Here is an 18,208-nt window from a genome sequence, read left to right as displayed (position 1 = left end):
CGGGGGGGGGCGGGGGGGGGGGGCGCTCGCGGGCGGGGGGGGGCTACCCCCGCTCGGCCGCGGCGGGGGTCCCCCCCCGCCCCGCGCCCCCCCCCCCCGCCGACCCGGGGTCCTCGTCCCGCCGGGGTCAGCCCACGGAGACCGCCGACCACGCCGCCGCCACGGCGTCGTACTCGGCGCTGCCCGCTCCGTACAGGTCCTTGGCCGCGTTCAGCGTGGCCGTACGGGCTCCCGCGTAGTTCGTCGACGAGGTCATGTAGACCGTCAGCGCGCGGTACCAGATCCTGCCGACCTTGTCGTGACCGATGCCGGTGACGGTGGCGCCGTTGCAGGTGGGGGAGTCGTAGGCGACACCGTTGACGGTCTTCGCCCCGCTGCCCTCCGCGAGCAGATAGGCGAAGTGGTTGGCCACGCCCGAGGAGTAGTGGACGTCGAGGTTGCCGACCGAACTGCTCCAGCAGTCGGCCGAGTTGCCGTCCTTGGAGGGCTTGTCCATGAAGCGCAGGGCGGGCTTGCCGAAGCCGGGGCGGACGATCTTCTCGCCGATCAGATAGTCGCCGGGGTCCGAGGGATTGTCCGCGTACCACTCCACCATGGTCCCGAAGATGTCGGACGTGGCCTCGTTCAGGCCGCCGGACTCGCCCGAGTACGTCAGCGCGGCCGTCTTCGAGGTCACCCCGTGCGACATCTCGTGCCCGGCGACGTCCAGCGCGACCAGCGGCCCGAACGTCGAGCCGTCACCGTCGCCGTAGGTCATGCAGAAACAACTGTCGTCCCAGAAGGCGTTGTTGTAGTTCTTGCCGTAGTGGACGCGGTTGTACGAGCCCTTGCCGTCGCCCGCGATGCCGTTGCGGCCGTGGACGTTCTTGTAGTAGTCCCAGGTCATGTCCGTGCCGTACTGCGCGTCCACCGCCGCGGAGGAGCGGTCCGAGGACGCGCCCGTGCCCCAGTGGTTGTCCGCGTCGGTGAAGAGCGTCGCGGGCGCCCGGCTGATGCAGATGCCGAAGATGCACAGGTCCGTCTTGTTCGCCGCGTCGCCCGTGTACGTGTTCCCGCGCGTCGGGTCCTTCAGCTGGTACGCCGATCCGGAGGCCGTGGTCTCCAGCGGAACCGTGCCGCTGTACAGCGAACTGCCGTCGCCCGCCGCCGTCTCGACGCTGTCCCAGGCGTCGATCCGCGCGCCGGTGCGGGCGTCGGTCAGGACCGTGCGGGCGACCGGGTTGCCGAGCGAGTCCTGGGCCACCGCGTCGGTGCGCCAGGCGAGCCGCGGGGTCCCGTGCAGGGCGTCGACGATCAGCCGCGGCCTCGCCGTCACCTTCTTCAGTACCTGACCGGGGTGGGCGGCGCGCAGCGCGTCCACCGCGAGGCCGGCCGCCTTCGTGCCGGAGAGCTCCGGGGTGACGCTGGTCAGCGAGATGGCCTTCCGCGTCGCGCGGTCCGCGCCCCGGTACGCTCCGCCGGGCGCCAGGTGGACCACGAAGTCGCCCCCTAGCACGGGGAGTTGACGATAAGTCCGGTCGTAGCGCACATGCTGGGTGCCGTCCTTGTCGACGACGACGTCCCGGACTGTGGTGTGCTGGGCGGAGGTGAGGCCCAGGTTCGCGGCGTGGGCCGCCAGTGCCGAGGCCGCGTTCTCGGCGGCGGTCGCCCGGGTCGGCCGGCTGTCGGCGGTCGCGGCCGGGGCGAGCGCGGCGGCCAGCAGGGTGGCCGTGGTCACCACCGCTCCCGCGGTGGCGAGAGAGGAACCTCGGATGTGCCGTATTCGACTCATCGGTCTCCTTGGAGAGATGCCTTGGGGACGGCATGTGGGGGGTGGGGCCCGTGGGGGAGGCGCTGGAGAGCTGCACCCGATTTAAAGGTGCATGACATGTCATGTCCATAGCGCCCGCATGGTGCGTACGGGATGCGGCGAGAATCGTTTCCGTACCCTCACGAATGGAGGCGATCATGGAACTGCCGGCCTGCCTGGCCGTCCTGACCACGACGGACGCGGTGGAGAAGGCCGAGGCGCTGGCCCGGGGCGCGGTGGCGGCGCGGGTCGCGGCCTGCGCGCAGATCTCGGGGCCGGTCACCTCCGTCTACCGCTGGAAGGGCGCCGTGGAGACGGCCTCCGAGTGGCGGATCCAGTTCAAGACGACCGCGGCGCGCTATCCGGCGCTGGAGGCCTACCTCCTGGGCGCCCACGACTACGACACCCCCGAGATCGTCGCGACCCCGGTCGTGGCGGGGAGCCCGGACTATCTGCGCTGGCTGGCGGAGGAGACGGCCCCGTGATTCCCCCGGAGCGCCTCCCCGAGGCCGGACTGCCCTTCTTCGTCTACGGCACCCTGCGCCCCGGCGAGCACAACCACGACCTCTTCCTGCGCGGCCGCACCGGCTCGGAGGAGCCGGGACGGATGAGCGGACTCGTGCTGTACGAGGGGCCCGGATACCCGTACGCCGTCGACGGGGCCGAGGGCACGGTGTGCGGCGAGATCGTCACCGCGAGGCCCGGGGCGTACCGGGAACTCCTCGCGGAACTCGACGCGTTGGAGGAGTACGTGCCGGGTGATCCGCGCAGCCTGTACGAACGGGTCGCGCGGGACGCCGTGCCGGCGGACGGCGTCACGGCCGTACGGACCTGGGTGTACGTCGCCGCCCCCGCGGTGGCGGCCCGCCTGCGGGCGCACGGCACGCGGATCGAGGACGGGGACTGGCGGGGGAGCCCCCGCCCGGTCCGGGAGGGCTCCCGGCGGCCGCCGCCGTGAGCGGGTGCGCCCGTGCGGGTGGCCGCTCCGTGCGCCCCCGGAGCCGCGGCCGCCGCCGCGCCTAGGGTCCGGCCATGACCGACCGTGACCTGACCAGACGACGTGTCCTCGCGCTCAGCGGAGCGGCCGTCGGTGCCGCCCTGGGCATCGGCGTCAGCTCCTGCTCCGCCGGCGCGCCCGAGCGGGGCGGGCACAAGGGCTCCGGCCCGGCGGACGGACCCGCGTCCCCCGGGCCCTCCGAAGCGCCCGACCGGGACGGCCGCTGACGACGCGCCACCGCCGACGCCTCCTCACGCCGGTCGGGACCGCCGTCGCGCACGGGCCAGGCGGTGCGATGCCCGCGGCCCGGGCGTGCCACGCGTCGCCGGACAGGCGGGGCGCAGCGGGAAGGCGGGACGCGGCGGACGGGCCTAGCGGGCCGCCGCCAGGGCACGGGTCACGCCGTGCTCCTTCGGGCCCAGGAAACGCGGATCCGGCTCGAACACCGCGTCCAGCACGGCCTTGCCCGCGGCGAAGATCTCCCGGGTGCCGCCGTAGTACCAGGTGACGTCGTGCTTCGCGTCCACGCCGATGCCGTACGAACGGACGCCCGCCGCCCGGCACAGCGCCAGGGCGCGGCGGATGTGGAAGCCCTGGCTGATCAGCACGGCCTCGTGGACACCGAAGATCTTCCGGGCCCGGACGCAGGAGTCCCAGGTGTCGAAACCGGCGTAGTCGCTGACGATCCGCCGGCCGGGCACCCCGTGCGCCGTGAGGTAGGTGCGCATCGCGTCGGGCTCGTCGTAGTCCTTGCGGCTGTTGTCGCCGGTGACGAGGACGACGTCGATCCGGCCAGCCCGGTACAGCTTCGCCGCGGCGTCCAGCCGGTGGGCGAGATACAGGGACGGCCCGCTGGCCGACAGACCGGCGCCGAAGACGATCGCGACCTCGGTGCGCGGGGCGTCCGCCGTCGTCCGCAGCCGGTCGCCCGTCGACACGTACAGCCAGGTGATCGGGAGCAGCGCCAGCACACACAGCACCATCAGCGCCTGCACGGCCCGCCGCTGCCCCCTGCGCGTACGCGGCAGCGCCGGGAGGCGGAGCGGACGGAGCCCGCGGAGGCTCGGGCGCTTCGGGCGCTTCGGGCGCGGCAGACGCGGCATGTTCGGTGTCCCCCAGGTGTCGTCACTCGCGACGGTGCGCGGGCCCTGCGTCCGGCGGGCTCGTGCCGGACTCCGCGTCCCCTTCGACGGATGAAGACGCATCGTAGGCTCGCCCGGTTCACGCCCACGCGCCGACCCCGCCCGTCCCGCCGGGGAGAGCCGCAGGTCGGAGCCCTCGCACCCGCCCCAGCACCGGCCCTCACACCGGCCCTCCACCGCCCGGTGAACCACCGGAAAACGCCCGACATGCCCACGCAACGGCCCGGCAACCTCCTCCCGCCAGGATCGACCCATGACGGCCTCGAACCCCGCTCGCGACACGTCCTCCCACCGCCCCGGCGGCCCGCGGCCCGGCGCCGCCGCCCCCGAAGACCCTCTCGGCGGCCACCGCGAGGACCGTCCGGAGGGCCACCTCGACAGCGCGGCGCAGCTCATGAACCGGATCGCCGGCCAGCTCGGCAGCCGGCTCAGCCTCGTCGCGCCGGACGGCACCCGCCGCCCGCCGCCGCCCGCGCTCGTCCTGGTCGCCCACGGCAGCCGCGACCCCCGCGCCCTCGCCACCGTCCGCACCCTGATCGAACGCGTCCGCGAGCTGCGCCCCCACCTGTCCGTGGACCTCGGCCACATCGAGCTGAACGAGCCGCTCCTCGGCGACACCCTCGCCGCCCTGGCCGGCCGTCAGGACGCCGTCCTCGTGCCGCTGCTGCTCGGCCGCGGCTACCACGTACGACGGGACATCCCCGAGGCCGTCGACGCCGTCCCCGGTCTGCGCGCCCGCGTCGCCGCCCCGCTCGGCCCGCACCCGCTCCTGGTGGAGACCCTGTACGCGCGGCTCGTCGAGGCCGGATGGCGCACCCGGATGAGCGACCCGGCCCGCCGCGCGAGCGCCGTCGTCCTCGCCTCCGCCGGATCCCGCGCCCCGGACTCGGCCGCCGACACCCGCCGCACCGCCCGGCTGCTCGCCGAACGCCTCGGCGTCCCCGTCCTGCCGGCGTACGCCTCCGCCGCCGCGCCCACCGTGTCCGCCGCCGTACGCGCCCTCGCCGCCCGGGGCCGCCACCGGATCGCCGTCGCCTCGTACTTCACCGCCCCCGGCCGCTTCGCCACGCACGTCGCCGAGGAGGCCCCCTGGATCTGCGCCGAGCCGCTGGGCGACCACCCGGCGATGGCCCGTCTCGTCCTGCACCGCTACGACCAGGCCGTCGCCGCCCCCGAGTCCGCCCCGGAGCGCACCCTGGTCCCGGCCTGAACCCGGGCCCGGACCCCGGCCCCGGCCCCGGACCGGGTCCCGCCCTCCCCGCCGTGCCCGGCATCGCGCCGTGGGCTCCCCGACCCCGATTGTCACCGCCTGCGTCTACTGTCGGGGCATGGAAGGCATGGCACCGAGGACCGAAGACACCGCACCGCAGGCACACGAGAACCACCAGGACCACGCGAGCCGGACGGGCCACGGCAACCACCCGGCCCCCGCGGACCGGACGGCGTACGAGAACCACACGGCCCACGACGAGTACGACCCGTCGGCCGTCGAGCGCTGGGCCGCCGAGCCCGACAAACGGCCGGGCCGCACCGCCTTCCAGCGCGACCGCGCGCGCGTGCTGCACTCCGCGGCCCTGCGCCGTCTCGCGGGCAAGACCCAGGTCGTCACGCCCGGAACGCTTCCCCAGGTGCTCGGCGCCGCCGGATCGGGCGGGGCGCCCGTCCAGGTGTGGGACGCCTCCCCGCGGACCCGGCTGACCCACTCCCTGGAGTGCGCCCAGGTGGGCCGCGAACTGGGCGCCGCCCTCGGCTGCGACCCGGACCTGGTCGAGGCTGCCTGCCTCTCCCACGACCTCGGCCATCCGCCCTTCGGACACAACGGCGAACAGGCGCTCAACGAATTCGCCGAGGACTGCGGCGGGTTCGAGGGCAACGCCCAGTCGCTGCGCCTGCTCACCCGGATCGAGCCCAAGCGCTTCGTGCGCAGCGACCTGGTCACCCCGGCCTCCGCCGCCGCGGGCGACGACCTCGTCAGCGTCGGCCTCAACCTCACCCGGGCCGCCCTCGACGCCGCCACCAAGTACCCGTGGCCGAGAGGCGCCCGTCCCGCCGATCCGAAGTCGCCGAAATTCGGGGTCTACGAGGACGACCGGCCGGTGTTCGACTGGATCCGCGAGGGCGCCCCCGGCACGCGGACCTGCTTCGAGGCCCAGGTGATGGACTGGGCCGACGACGTGGCGTACTCGGTGCACGACATCGAGGACGGCCTGCACGCGGGCCACATCGACCCCGCCGGCCTGCACGCCGGACCCGAACGGGACGAGATCTTCGCCGTCGCCGTGGGCCGGTACGCGCCCGAGGACACCGATCCGGCCGAGCTGGCCGAGGCCCTGGACCGGCTCCTCGGCCAGGAGTGGTGGCCGCACGGCTACGACGGATCGGCCGTCGCCCAGGCCCGCCTCAAGGACGCGACCAGCCAGCTCATCGGCCGCTTCTGCCTGGCCGCGGAGGGCGCCACCCGCGCGCGGTACGGCAGCGGACGCCTCACCCGGTACGCGGCGGAACTGGTCGTCCCGCGCGCCGCCCGTCTGGAGTGCGCCGTCCTCAAGGCGGTCGCCGACCGGTACGTGATGCAGCGCGCCGAACAGGAACTGCTCCGCGCCGACCAGCGGATCGTCGTCGCCGAACTCGCCGAGGCGCTCACCGCCCGCGCCCCCGAGGTGTTGGATCCGCAGTTCCGGGCACTGTTCGAGCACGCGGCCGACGACCGCGCCCGCAAACGCGTGATCGTGGACCAGATCGCATCTCTCACCGATGCCTCGGCGCGTTCCCTGCACCTCAGACTCACCACGCGTTCCCATGGGGGCGGACAGGTGTGACCCTGCGTGGCCTGATCGGGCCACCACCCCTTCCCGCATCACGCTCCGTGCGGGACGCTCGCATATGGCGACATCCTTACGAGGAGGCATCAAGTGGTCGACGCGGATCAGACATTCGTCATCGTCGGAGGAGGCCTGGCAGGCGCCAAGGCGGCCGAGACGCTCCGAGCGGAGGGCTTCACCGGCCGCGTGATACTGATCTGCGACGAACGCGACCACCCCTACGAACGCCCGCCGCTGTCCAAGGGCTACCTCCTGGGCAAGGAGGAGCGCGACAGCGTCTTCGTGCACGAACCGGCGTGGTACGCGCAGAACGACATCGAGCTGCACCTCGGCCAGACCGTCGACGCGATCGACCGCACGGCGAAGACCGTCCGCTTCGGCGACGACGGCACCCTCGTCCACTACGACAAACTGCTCCTGGTGACCGGCGCCGAGCCGCGCCGCCTCGACGTCCCGGGCACCGGTCTGGCCGGCGTCCACCATCTGCGCCGCCTCGCGCACGCCGAGCGCCTCAAGGGCGTCCTCGCGGCGCTCGGCCGGGACAACGGCCACCTGGTGATCGCCGGAGCCGGCTGGATCGGCCTGGAGGTCGCCGCCGCGGCCCGCGAGTACGGCGCGGAGGTCACCGTCGTCGAACCCGCGGCGACCCCGCTGCACAACGTGCTCGGCCCCGAGCTCGGCGAGCTCTTCGCCGAACTGCACCGCGAGCACGGCGTGCGCTTCCACTTCGGGGCCCAGCTCACCGAGATCGTCGGCCAGGACGGCATGGTGCTGGCCGCCCGCACCGACGACGGCGAGGAACACCCCGCCCACGACGTCCTCGCGGCCATCGGCGCCGCCCCGCGCACCGGCCTCGCCGAGGCCGCCGGCCTGGAGCTGGCCGACCGCGCGCACGGCGGCGGCATCGCGGTCGACGAGCAGCTGCGCACCTCCGACCCCGACGTGTACGCCGCCGGCGACGTGGCCTCCTTCCACCACGGCCTCTTCGGCACCCGGCTGCGCGTCGAGCACTGGGCCAACGCCCTCAACGGCGGACCGGCCGCCGCCCGCTCGATGCTGGGCCGCGGGGCGACGTACGACCGGGTGCCCTACTTCTTCTCCGACCAGTACGACGTCGGCCTGGAGTACTCGGGCTGGGCGCCCCCGGGGTCGTACGACCAGGTGGTGATCCGCGGCGACGCGGGCAAGCGGGAGTTCATCGCCTTCTGGGTGAAGGAGGGCAGGCTGCTGGCCGGGATGAACGTGAACGTGTGGGACGTCACGGACCCGATCCAGCGGCTGATCCGCTCCCGGGCCCGGGTGGACACCGAGGCGCTCGCCGACCCGCACGTCCCGCTGGAGAGCCTGGCACCCTGAGCGCCGCGCGGCACCGGCCGCGGGCTCCGCGGCCGGTGCGCCGCTCCGCCGTGCCGCTCCGGCGGCCGTCCGCCGTGCCGGGATTTCCGGGGTGCGCCCCCGGACCCCGGCCCGGCGGCCGTCCACCTGCCCCGGGAGTGTCGGCGCGGCCCCGTAGAATCACCACGTGGCAGGCAGGATCAATGACGAGGACGTGAAGGCGGTTCGGGACGCGGTCCCGATCGACGCCGTGGTGTCCGAGTACCTCCAGCTGCGCAACGCGGGCGGCGGAAACCTCAAGGGCCTGTGCCCCTTCCACGACGAGAAGTCACCGTCGTTCCAGGTCAGCCCCAGCAAGGGCCTCTTCCACTGCTTCGGCTGCCAGGAGGGCGGCGACACCATCACGTTCGTGATGAAGGTCGACCACCTCACCTTCTCCGAGTCCGTCGAGCGGCTCGCCGCCCAGGCCGGCATCACCCTGCGCTACGAGGAGGGCGGTTACAACCCGGCCCACCAGCGCGGCGAGCGCATCCGGCTGGTCGAGGCGCACAAGGCGGCCGCGCGCTTCTACACGGAGCAGCTCGACACCAGCCCCGAGGCCGACACGGGCCGCGCCTTCCTCGCCGACCGCGGCTTCGACCAGGCGGCCGCCGCCCACTTCGGCGTCGGCTACAGCCCCCAGGGCTGGGACCACCTGACCCGCCATCTGCGCGGCAAGGGCTTCACCGACAAGGAACTGGTCCTCTCCGGCCTCGCCCAGGAGGGCCGCCGCGGCCCCATCGACCGCTTCCGCGGCCGCCTCATGTGGCCGATCCGCGACATCGGCGGCGAGGTCGTCGGCTTCGGCGCCCGCAAGCTCTACGAGTCCGACAACGGCCCGAAGTACCTGAACACGCCCGACACCGCGATCTACAAGAAGTCCCAGGTCCTGTACGGCATCGACCTCGCCAAGAAGGACATCGCCAAGAGCAGCCGGGCCGTCGTCGTCGAGGGCTACACCGACGTCATGGCCTGCCACCTGGCCGGGATCACCACGGCCATCGCGACCTGCGGCACGGCGTTCGGCGGCGACCACATCAAGATCCTGCGCCGGCTGCTGATGGACAACGGCTCGGCCCGGGTGATCTTCACCTTCGACGGCGACGCGGCCGGCCAGAAGGCCGCCCTGCGCGCCTTCGAGGACGACCAGAAGTTCGCCGCCGAGACCTACATCGCCATCGCGCCCGACGGCATGGACCCCTGCGAACTGCGGCTGGCCAAGGGCGACGAGGCCGTCGCCGACCTGGTCGAACCCCGCACCCCCCTCTTCGAGTTCGCGCTGCGCCAGATCGTCCTGCGCTACGACCTGGAGACCCCGGCGGGACGCGCGGCGGCACTCGACGAGGCCGCCCCGGTCGTCGCCCGCATCAAGAACAGCGGCGCGCAGCACGAGGTCGCCGTCCAGCTCGCCGGCATGCTCGGCATCCTCGACACCCAGTTCGTCGTCAAGAGGGTCGCCCAGCTGGCCCGTTGGGCCCGTGACCGCGGCGGCGCCGGTCCCGCGCCCGCCGGCCGCCCCCAGCAGGGCTACACCGCCGCGCCCCAGGCCCCCTCGGGCGCGGGCCCGGCCCTCACCCTGCGCAACCCCGTCTTCGCCACCGAACGCGAGCTGCTCAAACTCGCGCTCCAGCGGCCCGAGTTGGTCTCCCCGGCGTTCGACGCGTACGGCATGGACGAGTTCACCGCGGCTCCGTACGCGGCCGTGCGCCAGGCCGTCATGGACGCGGGCGGCGCCGAGTTCGGGGTCCAGGACCCCCAGGAGTATCTGATCCGGGTCCGCGACGCCGCCCCGGACGACACCGTCCGCGCGATGGTCACCGAACTGGCCGTCGAGGCGATCATGCGCAAGACCGTCGACGAGACCTACGCGGGCGACCAGCTCGTCATGGTCCGCAGGCGTGCCGTCGACCGCCGCATCCGGGACGTCCAGGGCTCCCTGTCCCGGCTCAGCGCGGGCGGGGACCCGGCCCAGCTGGCCGCCGTGCAGAACGAGTTGTGGGTGCTCCAGCAGTACGGCCAGGCACTGCGCGAGCGCGGCGCCGAAGCCCTCTGACACCGCGCCGCGGGCCCGCGCCGACGTTCCGGAAGCGGATCGCGGGGACCGCCGGGACCGGGCGGGCCGCGGAAGCCCCCGGCGCACATGCCAATCCCGTGTTCGCCTTCACGGGTTTGGCCGCCGCTGAACTGCGCACTCGTCCAGGACGGTAATCACGCGGTCACGGACCATACGCAAAAAGTCACCGCACGCCCCTCGTGGCGGCGATGTGTCGTACTCCACACTGGATTCCGGTGCCTGAGTCCTCGGAGCGCGGCCGACCCGCACGCGACGGGTTCCCCATCCCCGCGGTTCCGTCAAACGACTGCGGGATGGACTGCGGCGAGGCCGTCGACCCCATCCCCGACGTACCGCTGCCGCACGCCCCAGCAGCGACATCCCTGGAGGTCGCCCCCGTGCAGACCCAGACCCTCGCCCAGACCGACAGCACCACCGCCACGGACGCCGAACCCGGCGTCGTCGGGGCGGTCCCCGCGCAGCGCCGTCCCGCGCACCACCCCGAGGGCGGGCCGGAGAGTCCTCCCGAGGCCCGCGCAGAGGGTCCCGGGACGGAGCCGGAGGCCGAGGTCGAGACCGAGGCCCCCGAACCCGTGGAGCCGGTCCGGGGCCGTGCCGCCGACACCGGCGGCCCCTCGTCCGACCTGTTCCGCCAGTACCTGCGCGAGATCGGCCGGATCCCGCTGCTCACGGCGGCCGAGGAGGTCGACCTGGCCCGCCGGGTCGAGGCCGGGCTGTTCGCCGAGGAGAAGCTGCGCCTGACCCCCGGCCTGGACGAACGGCTCGCCCTGGACCTGGACAAGATCGTCGTCATGGGCCGGATGGCCAAGCGGCGGCTCATCGAGGCGAACCTGCGGCTCGTCGTCTCCGTGGCCAAGCGGTACGTGGGCCGCGGGCTGACCATGCTCGACCTGGTCCAGGAGGGCAACCTCGGCCTGATCAGGGCCGTCGAGAAGTTCGACTACGCCCGCGGCTACAAGTTCTCCACGTACGCCACCTGGTGGATCCGGCAGGCCATGTCCCGCGCGCTCGCGGACCAGGCCCGCACCATCCGCGTGCCCGTGCACGTGGTCGAGCTGATCAACCGGGTGGTCCGGGTCCAGCGCCGGATGCTCCAGGAGCGGGGCTACGAGCCCACGCCCGAGGAGGTCGCCGCGCAGCTGGAGCTGCCGGCCGAGCGGGTGAGCGAGGTCCTGCGGCTGGCCCAGGAGCCGGTGTCCCTGCACGCCCCGGTGGGCGAGGAGGACGACGTGGCCCTCGGGGACCTCATCGAGGACGGGGACGCGGCCTCTCCGGTGGAGTCCGCGGCGTTCCTGCTGCTCAGGCAGCATCTGGAGGCGGTGCTTTCCACGCTGGGGGAGCGGGAGCGGAAGGTCGTGCAGCTGCGGTACGGGCTGGCCGACGGGCGGCCTCGTACGCTGGAGGAGATCGGGCGGATCTTCGGCGTCACCCGTGAGCGGATCCGGCAGATCGAGTCCAAGACGCTCAACAAGCTGCGGGACCACGCCTTCGCCGATCAGCTCCGGGGCTACCTGGACTGACCGGGGGCGCTGCCCCCGGACCCCCGCTCCTCAAACGCCGGAGGGGCTGAAACGGGTCCGGGGGAGCAACGGGTCTAGTCGACCTCGGCCACCGCCTGGGCGAACTGGGCCTGGTAGAGGCGGGCGTAGGCTCCGCCGGACTCCAGCAGGTCCGCGTGGGCGCCCTGTTCCACGATGGCGCCGTCCTCCATCACGAGGATGGTGTCCGCGTCCCGGATGGTCGACAGACGGTGGGCGATCACGAACGAGGTCCGCCCGTGCGCCAGCTTCGCCATCGCCTTCTGGATCAGCACCTCGGTACGGGTGTCGACGGAGCTGGTCGCCTCGTCGAGCACCAGGATCACCGGGTCCGACAGGAACGCCCGCGCGATCGTGATGAGCTGCTTCTCGCCGGCGCTGACGCCCGTGCCCTCGTCGTCGATCACCGTGTCGTAGCCCTGGGGCAGCGTCCGGACGAACCGGTCCGCGTGGGCGGCGCGCGCCGCCTCCTCGATCTCCCCGCGCGTGACGTCCCGCGAGGCGCCGTACGCGATGTTGTCGGCGATCGAGCCCCCGAACAGCCAGGTGTCCTGGAGCACCATCCCTATCCCGGACCTCAGCTCGTCGCGGGACATGGCGGTCACGTCGACCCCGTCGAGGGTGATCCGGCCGCCCGTGACGTCGTAGAACCGCATGAGCAGGTTCACCAGCGTCGTCTTGCCGGCGCCGGTCGGGCCGACGATGGCCACGGTGTGGCCCGGCTCCACCTTCAGCGAGAGGTCCTCGATGAGCGGCTTCTCCGGGTCGTAGCGGAAGGAGACGTGCTCCAGCGCCACGCGCCCGCGCAGCTCCTCAGGACGGACCGACACCGCCGGGTCCGCCTCCTGCTCCTCGGCGTCCAGGACCTCGAAGACCCGCTCCGCCGACGCGACACCCGACTGCACCAGGTTGGCCATCGACGCGACCTGCGTCAGCGGCATCGAGAACTGGCGGGAGTACTGGATGAACGCCTGCACGTCACCGATCGACAGGGAGCCCGAGGCCACCCGAAGACCGCCGACCACGGCCACCAGCACATAGTTCAGGTTCGACACGAACATCATCAGCGGCTGCATGACACCGCTGTTGAACTGCGCCTTGAACCCCGCCTCGTACAGCTTCTCGTTCTGCTCGGCGAACTGCGCCGCCGACTCGTCCGCCCGCCCGAACACCTTCACCAGGTTGTGGCCGGTGTACATCTCCTCGATGTGGGCGTTCAGCTTGCCGGTGGTGCGCCACTGCTGCACGAAGTGCGGCTGCGAGCGCTTGCCGATCCGGGTCGCCACGAAGAACGACAGCGGCACCGTGACCAGCGCGACCAGCGCGAGCAGCGGCGACACCCAGAACATCATCGCGAGCACGCCCACGATGGTCAGCAGCGAGTTGACCAGCTGGCCCATCGACTGCTGGAGGGTCTGCTGGATGTTGTCCATGTCGTTCGTCGCCCGGCTGAGCACCTCACCGCGCTGGCGCTTGTCGAAGTACGACAGGGGCAGCCGCGACAGCTTCGCCTGGAGGTCCCCGCGCATCCGGAAGACGGTCTTGTTGACGGCCCGGTTCACCAGCCGCGTCGCCACCGCCATCAGCAGGCCGGCCAGCAGGAACGTACCGAGCGCGAACAGCAGGACGTGTCCGACCGCGGTGAAGTCGATGCCCTTGCCGGGGGTGAAGTCCGTCCCCGCGAGCATGTCCGCGACGGCGCCCTTGCCGTGCGCGCGCAGCCCGTCGAGGGCCTGGGCCTTGGTGGCCCCGGCCGGCATCTGGCGTCCGACGATCCCCGCGAAGACCAGGTCGGTGGCCTTGCCGAGGATCTTCGGGCCGACCACCGAGAGCCCCACGCTCATCACGACGGCGACGAGCATCACGTACAGCGTGGCGCGCTCGGGCTTGAACTGGGCGAGGAGCCGCCGGCTCGACACCTTGAAGTCCATCGAGCGCTGGTCGGGGCCGCTCCCGGCCATCATGCGTCCCATGGGCCCGGCCATCAGGCGGCCTCCGCTTCCGTCAGCTGGGAGAGCACGATCTCCCGGTAGGTCTCGTTGTCCGCCATCAGTTCGTGATGCCGTCCGGTGCCGACGACCCGGCCCTCGTCGAGGACCACGATCCGGTCGGCCTCCCTGATGGTCGACACCCGCTGGGCGACGATCACCACGGTCGCCTCGGCGGTCTCCTCGGTGAGCGCCGCGCGCAGCGCCGCGTCGGTCGCGTAGTCGAGGGCCGAGAAGGAGTCGTCGAACAGGTAGATCTCGGGGCGCTGCACCAGGGTGCGGGCGATGGCCAGACGCTGGCGCTGGCCGCCGGACACGTTCGTGCCGCCCTGCGCGATCGGCGCGTCGAGACCGTTGTCCAGCGCTTCCACGAAGCCCTTGGCCTGCGCCACCTCCAGCGCGTGCCACAGTTCCTCGTCGGTCGCCTCCGGGTTGCCGTAGCGCAGGTTCGTGGCGACGGTCCCGGCGAACAGATAGGGCTTCTGCGGGACCAGGCCGACCGTCCTGGCCAGCAGGTTCGGCTCGATGGTGGCGACGTCGACACCGTCGACGAGCACCTGGCCGTCGGTGGCGTCGAACAGACGCGGGATCATGCCGAGCAGAGTGGACTTGCCGCTGCCCGTCGACCCGATGACCGCAGTCACCTCGCCGGGGCGGGCGACCAGGTCGACGGACCTGAGGACCGGCTCCTCGGCGCCCGGGTAGCGGAACCCGGCCCCGCGGATCTCCAGGTGGCCGTGGCGGCGCAGCTCCAGGACCGGCGCGACCGGCGGGACCACGCTGCTCTCGGTGCCCAGGACCTCCTGGATGCGCTCGGCGCAGACCTCCGCGCGCGGCACCATCATGAACATGAAGGTGGCCATCATCACGGACATCACGATCTGCATCAGATAGGCCAGGAACGCGGTCAGATCGCCGATCTGCATGCCGCCGCTGTCGATGCGGTGGGCGCCGAACCAGACCACCGCGATGGAGGACAGGTTCACCACCGTCATGACGATCGGGAACATCAGGGCGAGCATCCGGCCGGTGGCCAGCGACGTCTCGGTGAGGTCGGTGTTGGCGCCCTTGAAGCGGTCCTTCTCGTAGCCGTCGCGCACGAACGCGCGGATCACGCGGTTGCCGGTGATCTGCTCGCGCAGCACCCGGTTCACGGTGTCCAGGCGCACCTGCATGGTGCGGAACAGCGGGCGCAGCCGGCGCACGATGAGCGTCACGCAGATGCCGAGGGTCGGCACGACGGCGACGAGCACCGCGGACAGCGGCACGTCCAGGCCGAGGGCCAGGATGATGCCGCCCACGCACATGATCGGGGCCGACACCAGCAGGGTGAAGGTCATCAGCGTGAGCATCTGGACCTGCTGGACGTCGTTCGTGGTGCGGGTGATCAGCGACGGCGCGCCGAACTGGCCCACCTCGCGCGCCGAGAACGACTGCACGCGGTCGAAGACGGCGGCCCGGATGTCCCGGCCCACCGCGGACGCCGTGCGGGCTCCGTAGTAGACGGCCCCGATGTTGCAGACGACCTGGGCCAGCGAGATGCCGATCATCAGGGCGCCGAAGGTCAGGATGTAGCCCGTGTCACCCTTCACGACACCGTTGTCGATGATGTGCGCGTTGAGCGTGGGCAGGTAGAGCGTGGCGCAGGTCTGGAGGAACTGGAGCAGCACCAGCAGGGCGATGGGTTTCTTGTACGGACTGAGGTGGGTCCGCAGGAGTCGTATGAGCACGCGGGGTCTCTCGGAATCGTGGACGGCGGGGGTGACCGACGGGTTGTGCATGATGCACGCACCACCCCCTATCGTCGGACACTCCCCCCGCGTTACCTCAACCGATTAACCCAAGTGCGGTCCAAAAAAGGACACCGCCTCCGCCTTCGGTCGTACGTCCACACGGACGTTACGCCCGGAACGCCCCGGGATGCGTCTGTTCGCGCACGGAGACGTACTGCTGCCGTACGGCCTGTCCGACCGCGAGTTCGTCCCCGGGCTCCAGCACCTGGGCGACCGGACCCTGCCAGCGGGGCGGGGTCCGCGGGTCGAGGGTGCCCTGGGAGGCGCCGAGGGCCCAGGCCGCCTGGCGGGCCGCGCCGAGCGCCGCGTAGTCCGCGGGCTGCGGTACGACGACCTGCGCGCCGAACAGCGCGGGCGCCACGGCCTGGACGGCGGGCAGCTCGGCCGCCTGGCCGAGGAGGAAGACCCGGCGCACGTCGACACCCCGGCCGCGCAGCACGTCCAGCGCGTCCGCGAGTCCGCAGAGCATGCCCTCGAACGCGGCCCGCGCCAGGTGCTCGGGCTTCATCGACTCCCGGCGCAGACCGGCCAGCGTGCCCGCCGTGTGCGGCAGGTTCGGCGTGCGCTCGCCCTCCAGGTACGGCAGCAGGACGAGCCCGTGCGAGCCCGGCGTCGACTTCATCGCCAGCTCGGACAGCCCCTCCAGATCGGGCACGCCGAGCAGTTCGGCGGCCCCCCGCAGGGCCCGTACGGCGTTGAGCGTGGTGACGACCGGAAGGTGCATGCCGGTCGCGTCCGCCAGGGAGGTGATCATGCCGGAGGGGTCGGCCAGCGCCTCGGGGTGGACGGCCATCACGGACCCGGAGGCGCCCAGCGACACGACCGCGTCGCCGAGCCCGATGCCGAGCCCGAACGCCGCCGCCATGGTCTCGCCGGTGCCGGCGGATATCAGCAGCCCCTCGGGCGTGGTCCCGGCGGCCTCGGAGGGGCCGAGCACGTCCGGCAGCCCGGCCTGGTGGCCGAGCGCCAGTTCGACGAGATCCTGCCGGTACGCGCCGGTCGCCGCCGACCAGTAGCCGGTCGCCGAGGCGCCGCCCCGGTCCGTGGTCCTGCGCACGGGACGCCCCAGGAGCTGCCACACCAGCCAGTCGTGGGCCTGGAGCAGCATGCTGGTGCGCCGCGCGGCCTCCGGCTCCGTCTTGCTCAGCCACCGCAGCTTGGTCACCGGCTGCGCGGCCTGCGGGACGCTGCCCACCGCCTGCGCCCAGGCCTCGCGGCCGCCGAGCGCGTCGATCAGATCGGCCGCGGCGACCTGCGCCCGCTTGTCGCCGCCGACCATCGCGGGGCGCACGGTGCCGCCCTGCGCGTCCAGCGGGACGAGCCCGTTCTGCTGGGCCGACACGCCGATGGCCTGGACGCCTTCGAGCAGCCCGCCGCCGGCGGCCTCGCCCAGGGACAGCAGCCAGGCCTGCGGATCCACGTCGGAGGGACGGCCGCCGCCGTCGCCGCCGTCGACCGGATGTGGCGCGTATCCCTGCCTCAGCACGGCACCCGTGTCCGTGTCGCAGACGACGATGCGAGTGAAATCGGGCGCACTGTCCAGCCCGGCGACTATCCCCATGGCGGAAATTCTGCCGTACCGCGAACGCCGGTGACGCCGGGCGGGCCCACAGACCCCACCCGGCGCCACCCGTCACCGTCCGAACGCCTGGTCCCGGTGCCGCGGCACCGGGACACGACCTAGGTGTTGCTGGTGCCCCAGTCGTCCTCGGCGGTGCCGGACGTGTTCCGCTCGCGCAGGGACCTGACCCGGTCCGAGACCGAGTCGGGGACCCGGTCGCCCACCTTCTCGCTCACGGTGTGCAGCGCCTTGCCCGCGATCTCGCGGCTCTGCTGTGCCGCGGTCTCGGCGGTGTTGCGCACCGCGGGGTTCTGCGCGACCTGGCGCATGGACTTCTTCAGCTGTTCGTAGCGCTCGCGTCCGGCCCGCGTGCCGAGCACGTAACCCAGGGCCAGTCCGGCGACGAACGTGAGCCGGTAGCGCATGACGGCCACCCTTCCCTTGCGTCGGGATCGGTACGGAGGGAACCGATTGGCGGAGCACCCCCCTGCTTGCGCTAATGTATGTGTCGCAGCAAGCGCACGCCCCCTGGCGAATACCCAGGTGGGTGCGTTCGATGCAAAGATCAATCCCCTGTAGCTCAATTGGCAGAGCAGCCGGCTGTTAACCGGCAGGTTACTGGTTCGAGTCCAGTCGGGGGAGCTCGATCTCCTGTAGCTCAATTGGCAGAGCAGCCGGCTGTTAACCGGCAGGTTACTGGTTCGAGTCCAGTCGGGAGAGCAACGAAAGAGGACCCTTCGGGGTCCTTTTTCATGTCCGCAGGAACCGCCCAGGGCATGCCGAAGGCGTCATGGTCGCGTGAAGCCGGCCAGCCGGAGCAGGAGATCGTATGAGCGGCTATGCTGCGGCAGACGGCGCGCACAAATGTGCGCGGCGCGCCGTAACGGGGCGGTAGCTCAGCCGGTTAGAGCAGCGGACTCATAATCCGTCGGCCGTGGGTTCGAGTCCCACCCGCCCCACCACTGGCTACGCGAGAAGAGCGTGACGCGGCCAGGGACGGTACGGCAGCCCCCTCCAGTGAGAGGGGGCTTCTTTGTGTCCGCGAGCCCCGAGCCCCGAGCCCCGAGCCCCGAGCCCCGAGCCCCGAGCCCCGAGTCGCGGGCAGTCGACCGTGTCGCCTTCCGGCCATG

14 protein-coding genes and 3 tRNA genes are annotated in these 18,208 nt (G+C 72.5%); 11 read left to right on the top strand and 6 right to left on the bottom strand.

The window, feature by feature from the left end:
- Positions 1-127: 127 nt before the first annotated feature.
- Positions 128-1,771, bottom strand: a complete 1,644-nt coding sequence (locus ACFWI4_RS19370; protein ID WP_387197541.1) for a M4 family metallopeptidase — start codon at positions 1,769-1,771, stop codon at positions 128-130.
- Positions 1,772-1,947: 176 nt separating this feature from the next.
- Here ACFWI4_RS19370 and cutA point away from each other — a divergent pair, with 176 nt between their 5' ends.
- The 3 genes from cutA to ACFWI4_RS19355 all read left to right on the top strand — a co-directional run bounded on the left by cutA (position 1,948) and on the right by ACFWI4_RS19355 (position 3,013).
- Positions 1,948-2,274, top strand: coding sequence for a divalent-cation tolerance protein CutA (gene cutA / locus ACFWI4_RS19365; RefSeq protein ID WP_385397056.1), 327 nt, complete (start codon positions 1,948-1,950; stop codon positions 2,272-2,274).
- Positions 2,271-2,747, top strand: coding sequence for a gamma-glutamylcyclotransferase family protein (locus ACFWI4_RS19360; protein ID WP_387197538.1), 477 nt, complete (start codon positions 2,271-2,273; stop codon positions 2,745-2,747). The genes cutA and ACFWI4_RS19360 overlap by 4 nt, the downstream gene beginning before the upstream one ends.
- A 74-nt stretch (positions 2,748-2,821) precedes the next feature.
- Positions 2,822-3,013 (top strand): twin-arginine translocation signal domain-containing protein, encoded by a 192-nt coding sequence (locus tag ACFWI4_RS19355; RefSeq protein WP_387197535.1) that lies wholly within the window; start codon positions 2,822-2,824, stop codon positions 3,011-3,013.
- Positions 3,014-3,157: 144 nt separating this feature from the next.
- Here the strand turns inward: ACFWI4_RS19355 and ACFWI4_RS19350 are convergent, their stop codons facing one another.
- Positions 3,158-3,889, bottom strand: a complete 732-nt coding sequence (locus ACFWI4_RS19350) for a vancomycin high temperature exclusion protein (protein WP_387197532.1) — start codon at positions 3,887-3,889, stop codon at positions 3,158-3,160.
- Between the two features lie 433 nt (positions 3,890-4,322).
- On the opposite strand from ACFWI4_RS19350, the gene ACFWI4_RS19345 reads away from it, so the two are divergent.
- The 5 genes from ACFWI4_RS19345 (at position 4,323) to ACFWI4_RS19325 (ending at position 11,718) form a co-directional block, all read left to right on the top strand.
- Complete coding sequence (locus ACFWI4_RS19345; protein WP_387197619.1) at positions 4,323-5,138, top strand: sirohydrochlorin chelatase; 816 nt, start codon at positions 4,323-4,325, stop codon at positions 5,136-5,138.
- A gap of 127 nt (positions 5,139-5,265) precedes the next feature.
- Positions 5,266-6,747 carry a deoxyguanosinetriphosphate triphosphohydrolase gene (locus ACFWI4_RS19340; RefSeq protein ID WP_387197616.1) on the top strand — a complete coding sequence of 494 codons (1,482 nt, stop codon included), beginning with the start codon at positions 5,266-5,268 and terminating at the stop codon, positions 6,745-6,747.
- Positions 6,748-6,840: 93 nt separating this feature from the next.
- Complete coding sequence (locus ACFWI4_RS19335) at positions 6,841-8,106, top strand: NAD(P)/FAD-dependent oxidoreductase (RefSeq protein ID WP_385397046.1); 1,266 nt, start codon at positions 6,841-6,843, stop codon at positions 8,104-8,106.
- Between the two features lie 166 nt (positions 8,107-8,272).
- Complete coding sequence (gene dnaG, locus ACFWI4_RS19330; RefSeq protein ID WP_385397044.1) at positions 8,273-10,177, top strand: DNA primase; 1,905 nt, start codon at positions 8,273-8,275, stop codon at positions 10,175-10,177.
- 236 nt (positions 10,178-10,413) lie between these two features.
- Positions 10,414-11,718, top strand: coding sequence for a sigma-70 family RNA polymerase sigma factor (locus tag ACFWI4_RS19325; protein ID WP_387197527.1), 1,305 nt, complete (start codon positions 10,414-10,416; stop codon positions 11,716-11,718).
- A gap of 74 nt (positions 11,719-11,792) precedes the next feature.
- On the opposite strand, the gene ACFWI4_RS19320 is transcribed toward ACFWI4_RS19325, so the two are convergent.
- From ACFWI4_RS19320 to ACFWI4_RS19305, 4 genes are all read right to left on the bottom strand, one after another.
- Positions 11,793-13,721 carry an ABC transporter ATP-binding protein gene (locus tag ACFWI4_RS19320; RefSeq protein WP_387197524.1) on the bottom strand — a complete coding sequence of 643 codons (1,929 nt, stop codon included), beginning with the start codon at positions 13,719-13,721 and terminating at the stop codon, positions 11,793-11,795.
- A complete protein-coding gene (locus tag ACFWI4_RS19315; RefSeq protein WP_387197521.1) occupies positions 13,721-15,454 on the bottom strand; it encodes an ABC transporter ATP-binding protein in 1,734 nt (577 codons plus the stop codon). The genes ACFWI4_RS19320 and ACFWI4_RS19315 overlap by 1 nt, the downstream gene beginning before the upstream one ends.
- Before the next feature lie 169 nt (positions 15,455-15,623).
- Positions 15,624-17,078, bottom strand: a complete 1,455-nt coding sequence (locus ACFWI4_RS19310) for an FGGY family carbohydrate kinase (RefSeq protein ID WP_385397036.1) — start codon at positions 17,076-17,078, stop codon at positions 15,624-15,626.
- 119 nt (positions 17,079-17,197) lie between these two features.
- Positions 17,198-17,503 (bottom strand): YtxH domain-containing protein, encoded by a 306-nt coding sequence (locus ACFWI4_RS19305; protein WP_387197518.1) that lies wholly within the window; start codon positions 17,501-17,503, stop codon positions 17,198-17,200.
- 144 nt (positions 17,504-17,647) lie between these two features.
- On the opposite strand from ACFWI4_RS19305, the gene ACFWI4_RS19300 reads away from it, so the two are divergent.
- The 3 genes from ACFWI4_RS19300 (at position 17,648) to ACFWI4_RS19290 (ending at position 18,040) form a co-directional block, all read left to right on the top strand.
- A tRNA-Asn gene (locus ACFWI4_RS19300) sits at positions 17,648-17,720 on the top strand.
- Positions 17,721-17,725: 5 nt separating this feature from the next.
- A tRNA-Asn gene (locus ACFWI4_RS19295) sits at positions 17,726-17,798 on the top strand.
- 165 nt (positions 17,799-17,963) lie between these two features.
- Positions 17,964-18,040: transfer RNA gene (locus tag ACFWI4_RS19290), tRNA-Ile, on the top strand.
- Positions 18,041-18,208: the final 168 nt, after the last annotated feature.

This window comes from Streptomyces sp. NPDC127038 (genome assembly GCF_042725875.1).
GTDB lineage: Bacteria > Actinomycetota > Actinomycetes > Streptomycetales > Streptomycetaceae > Streptomyces.
This window is presented reverse-complemented; position numbering and strand designations above follow the sequence as displayed.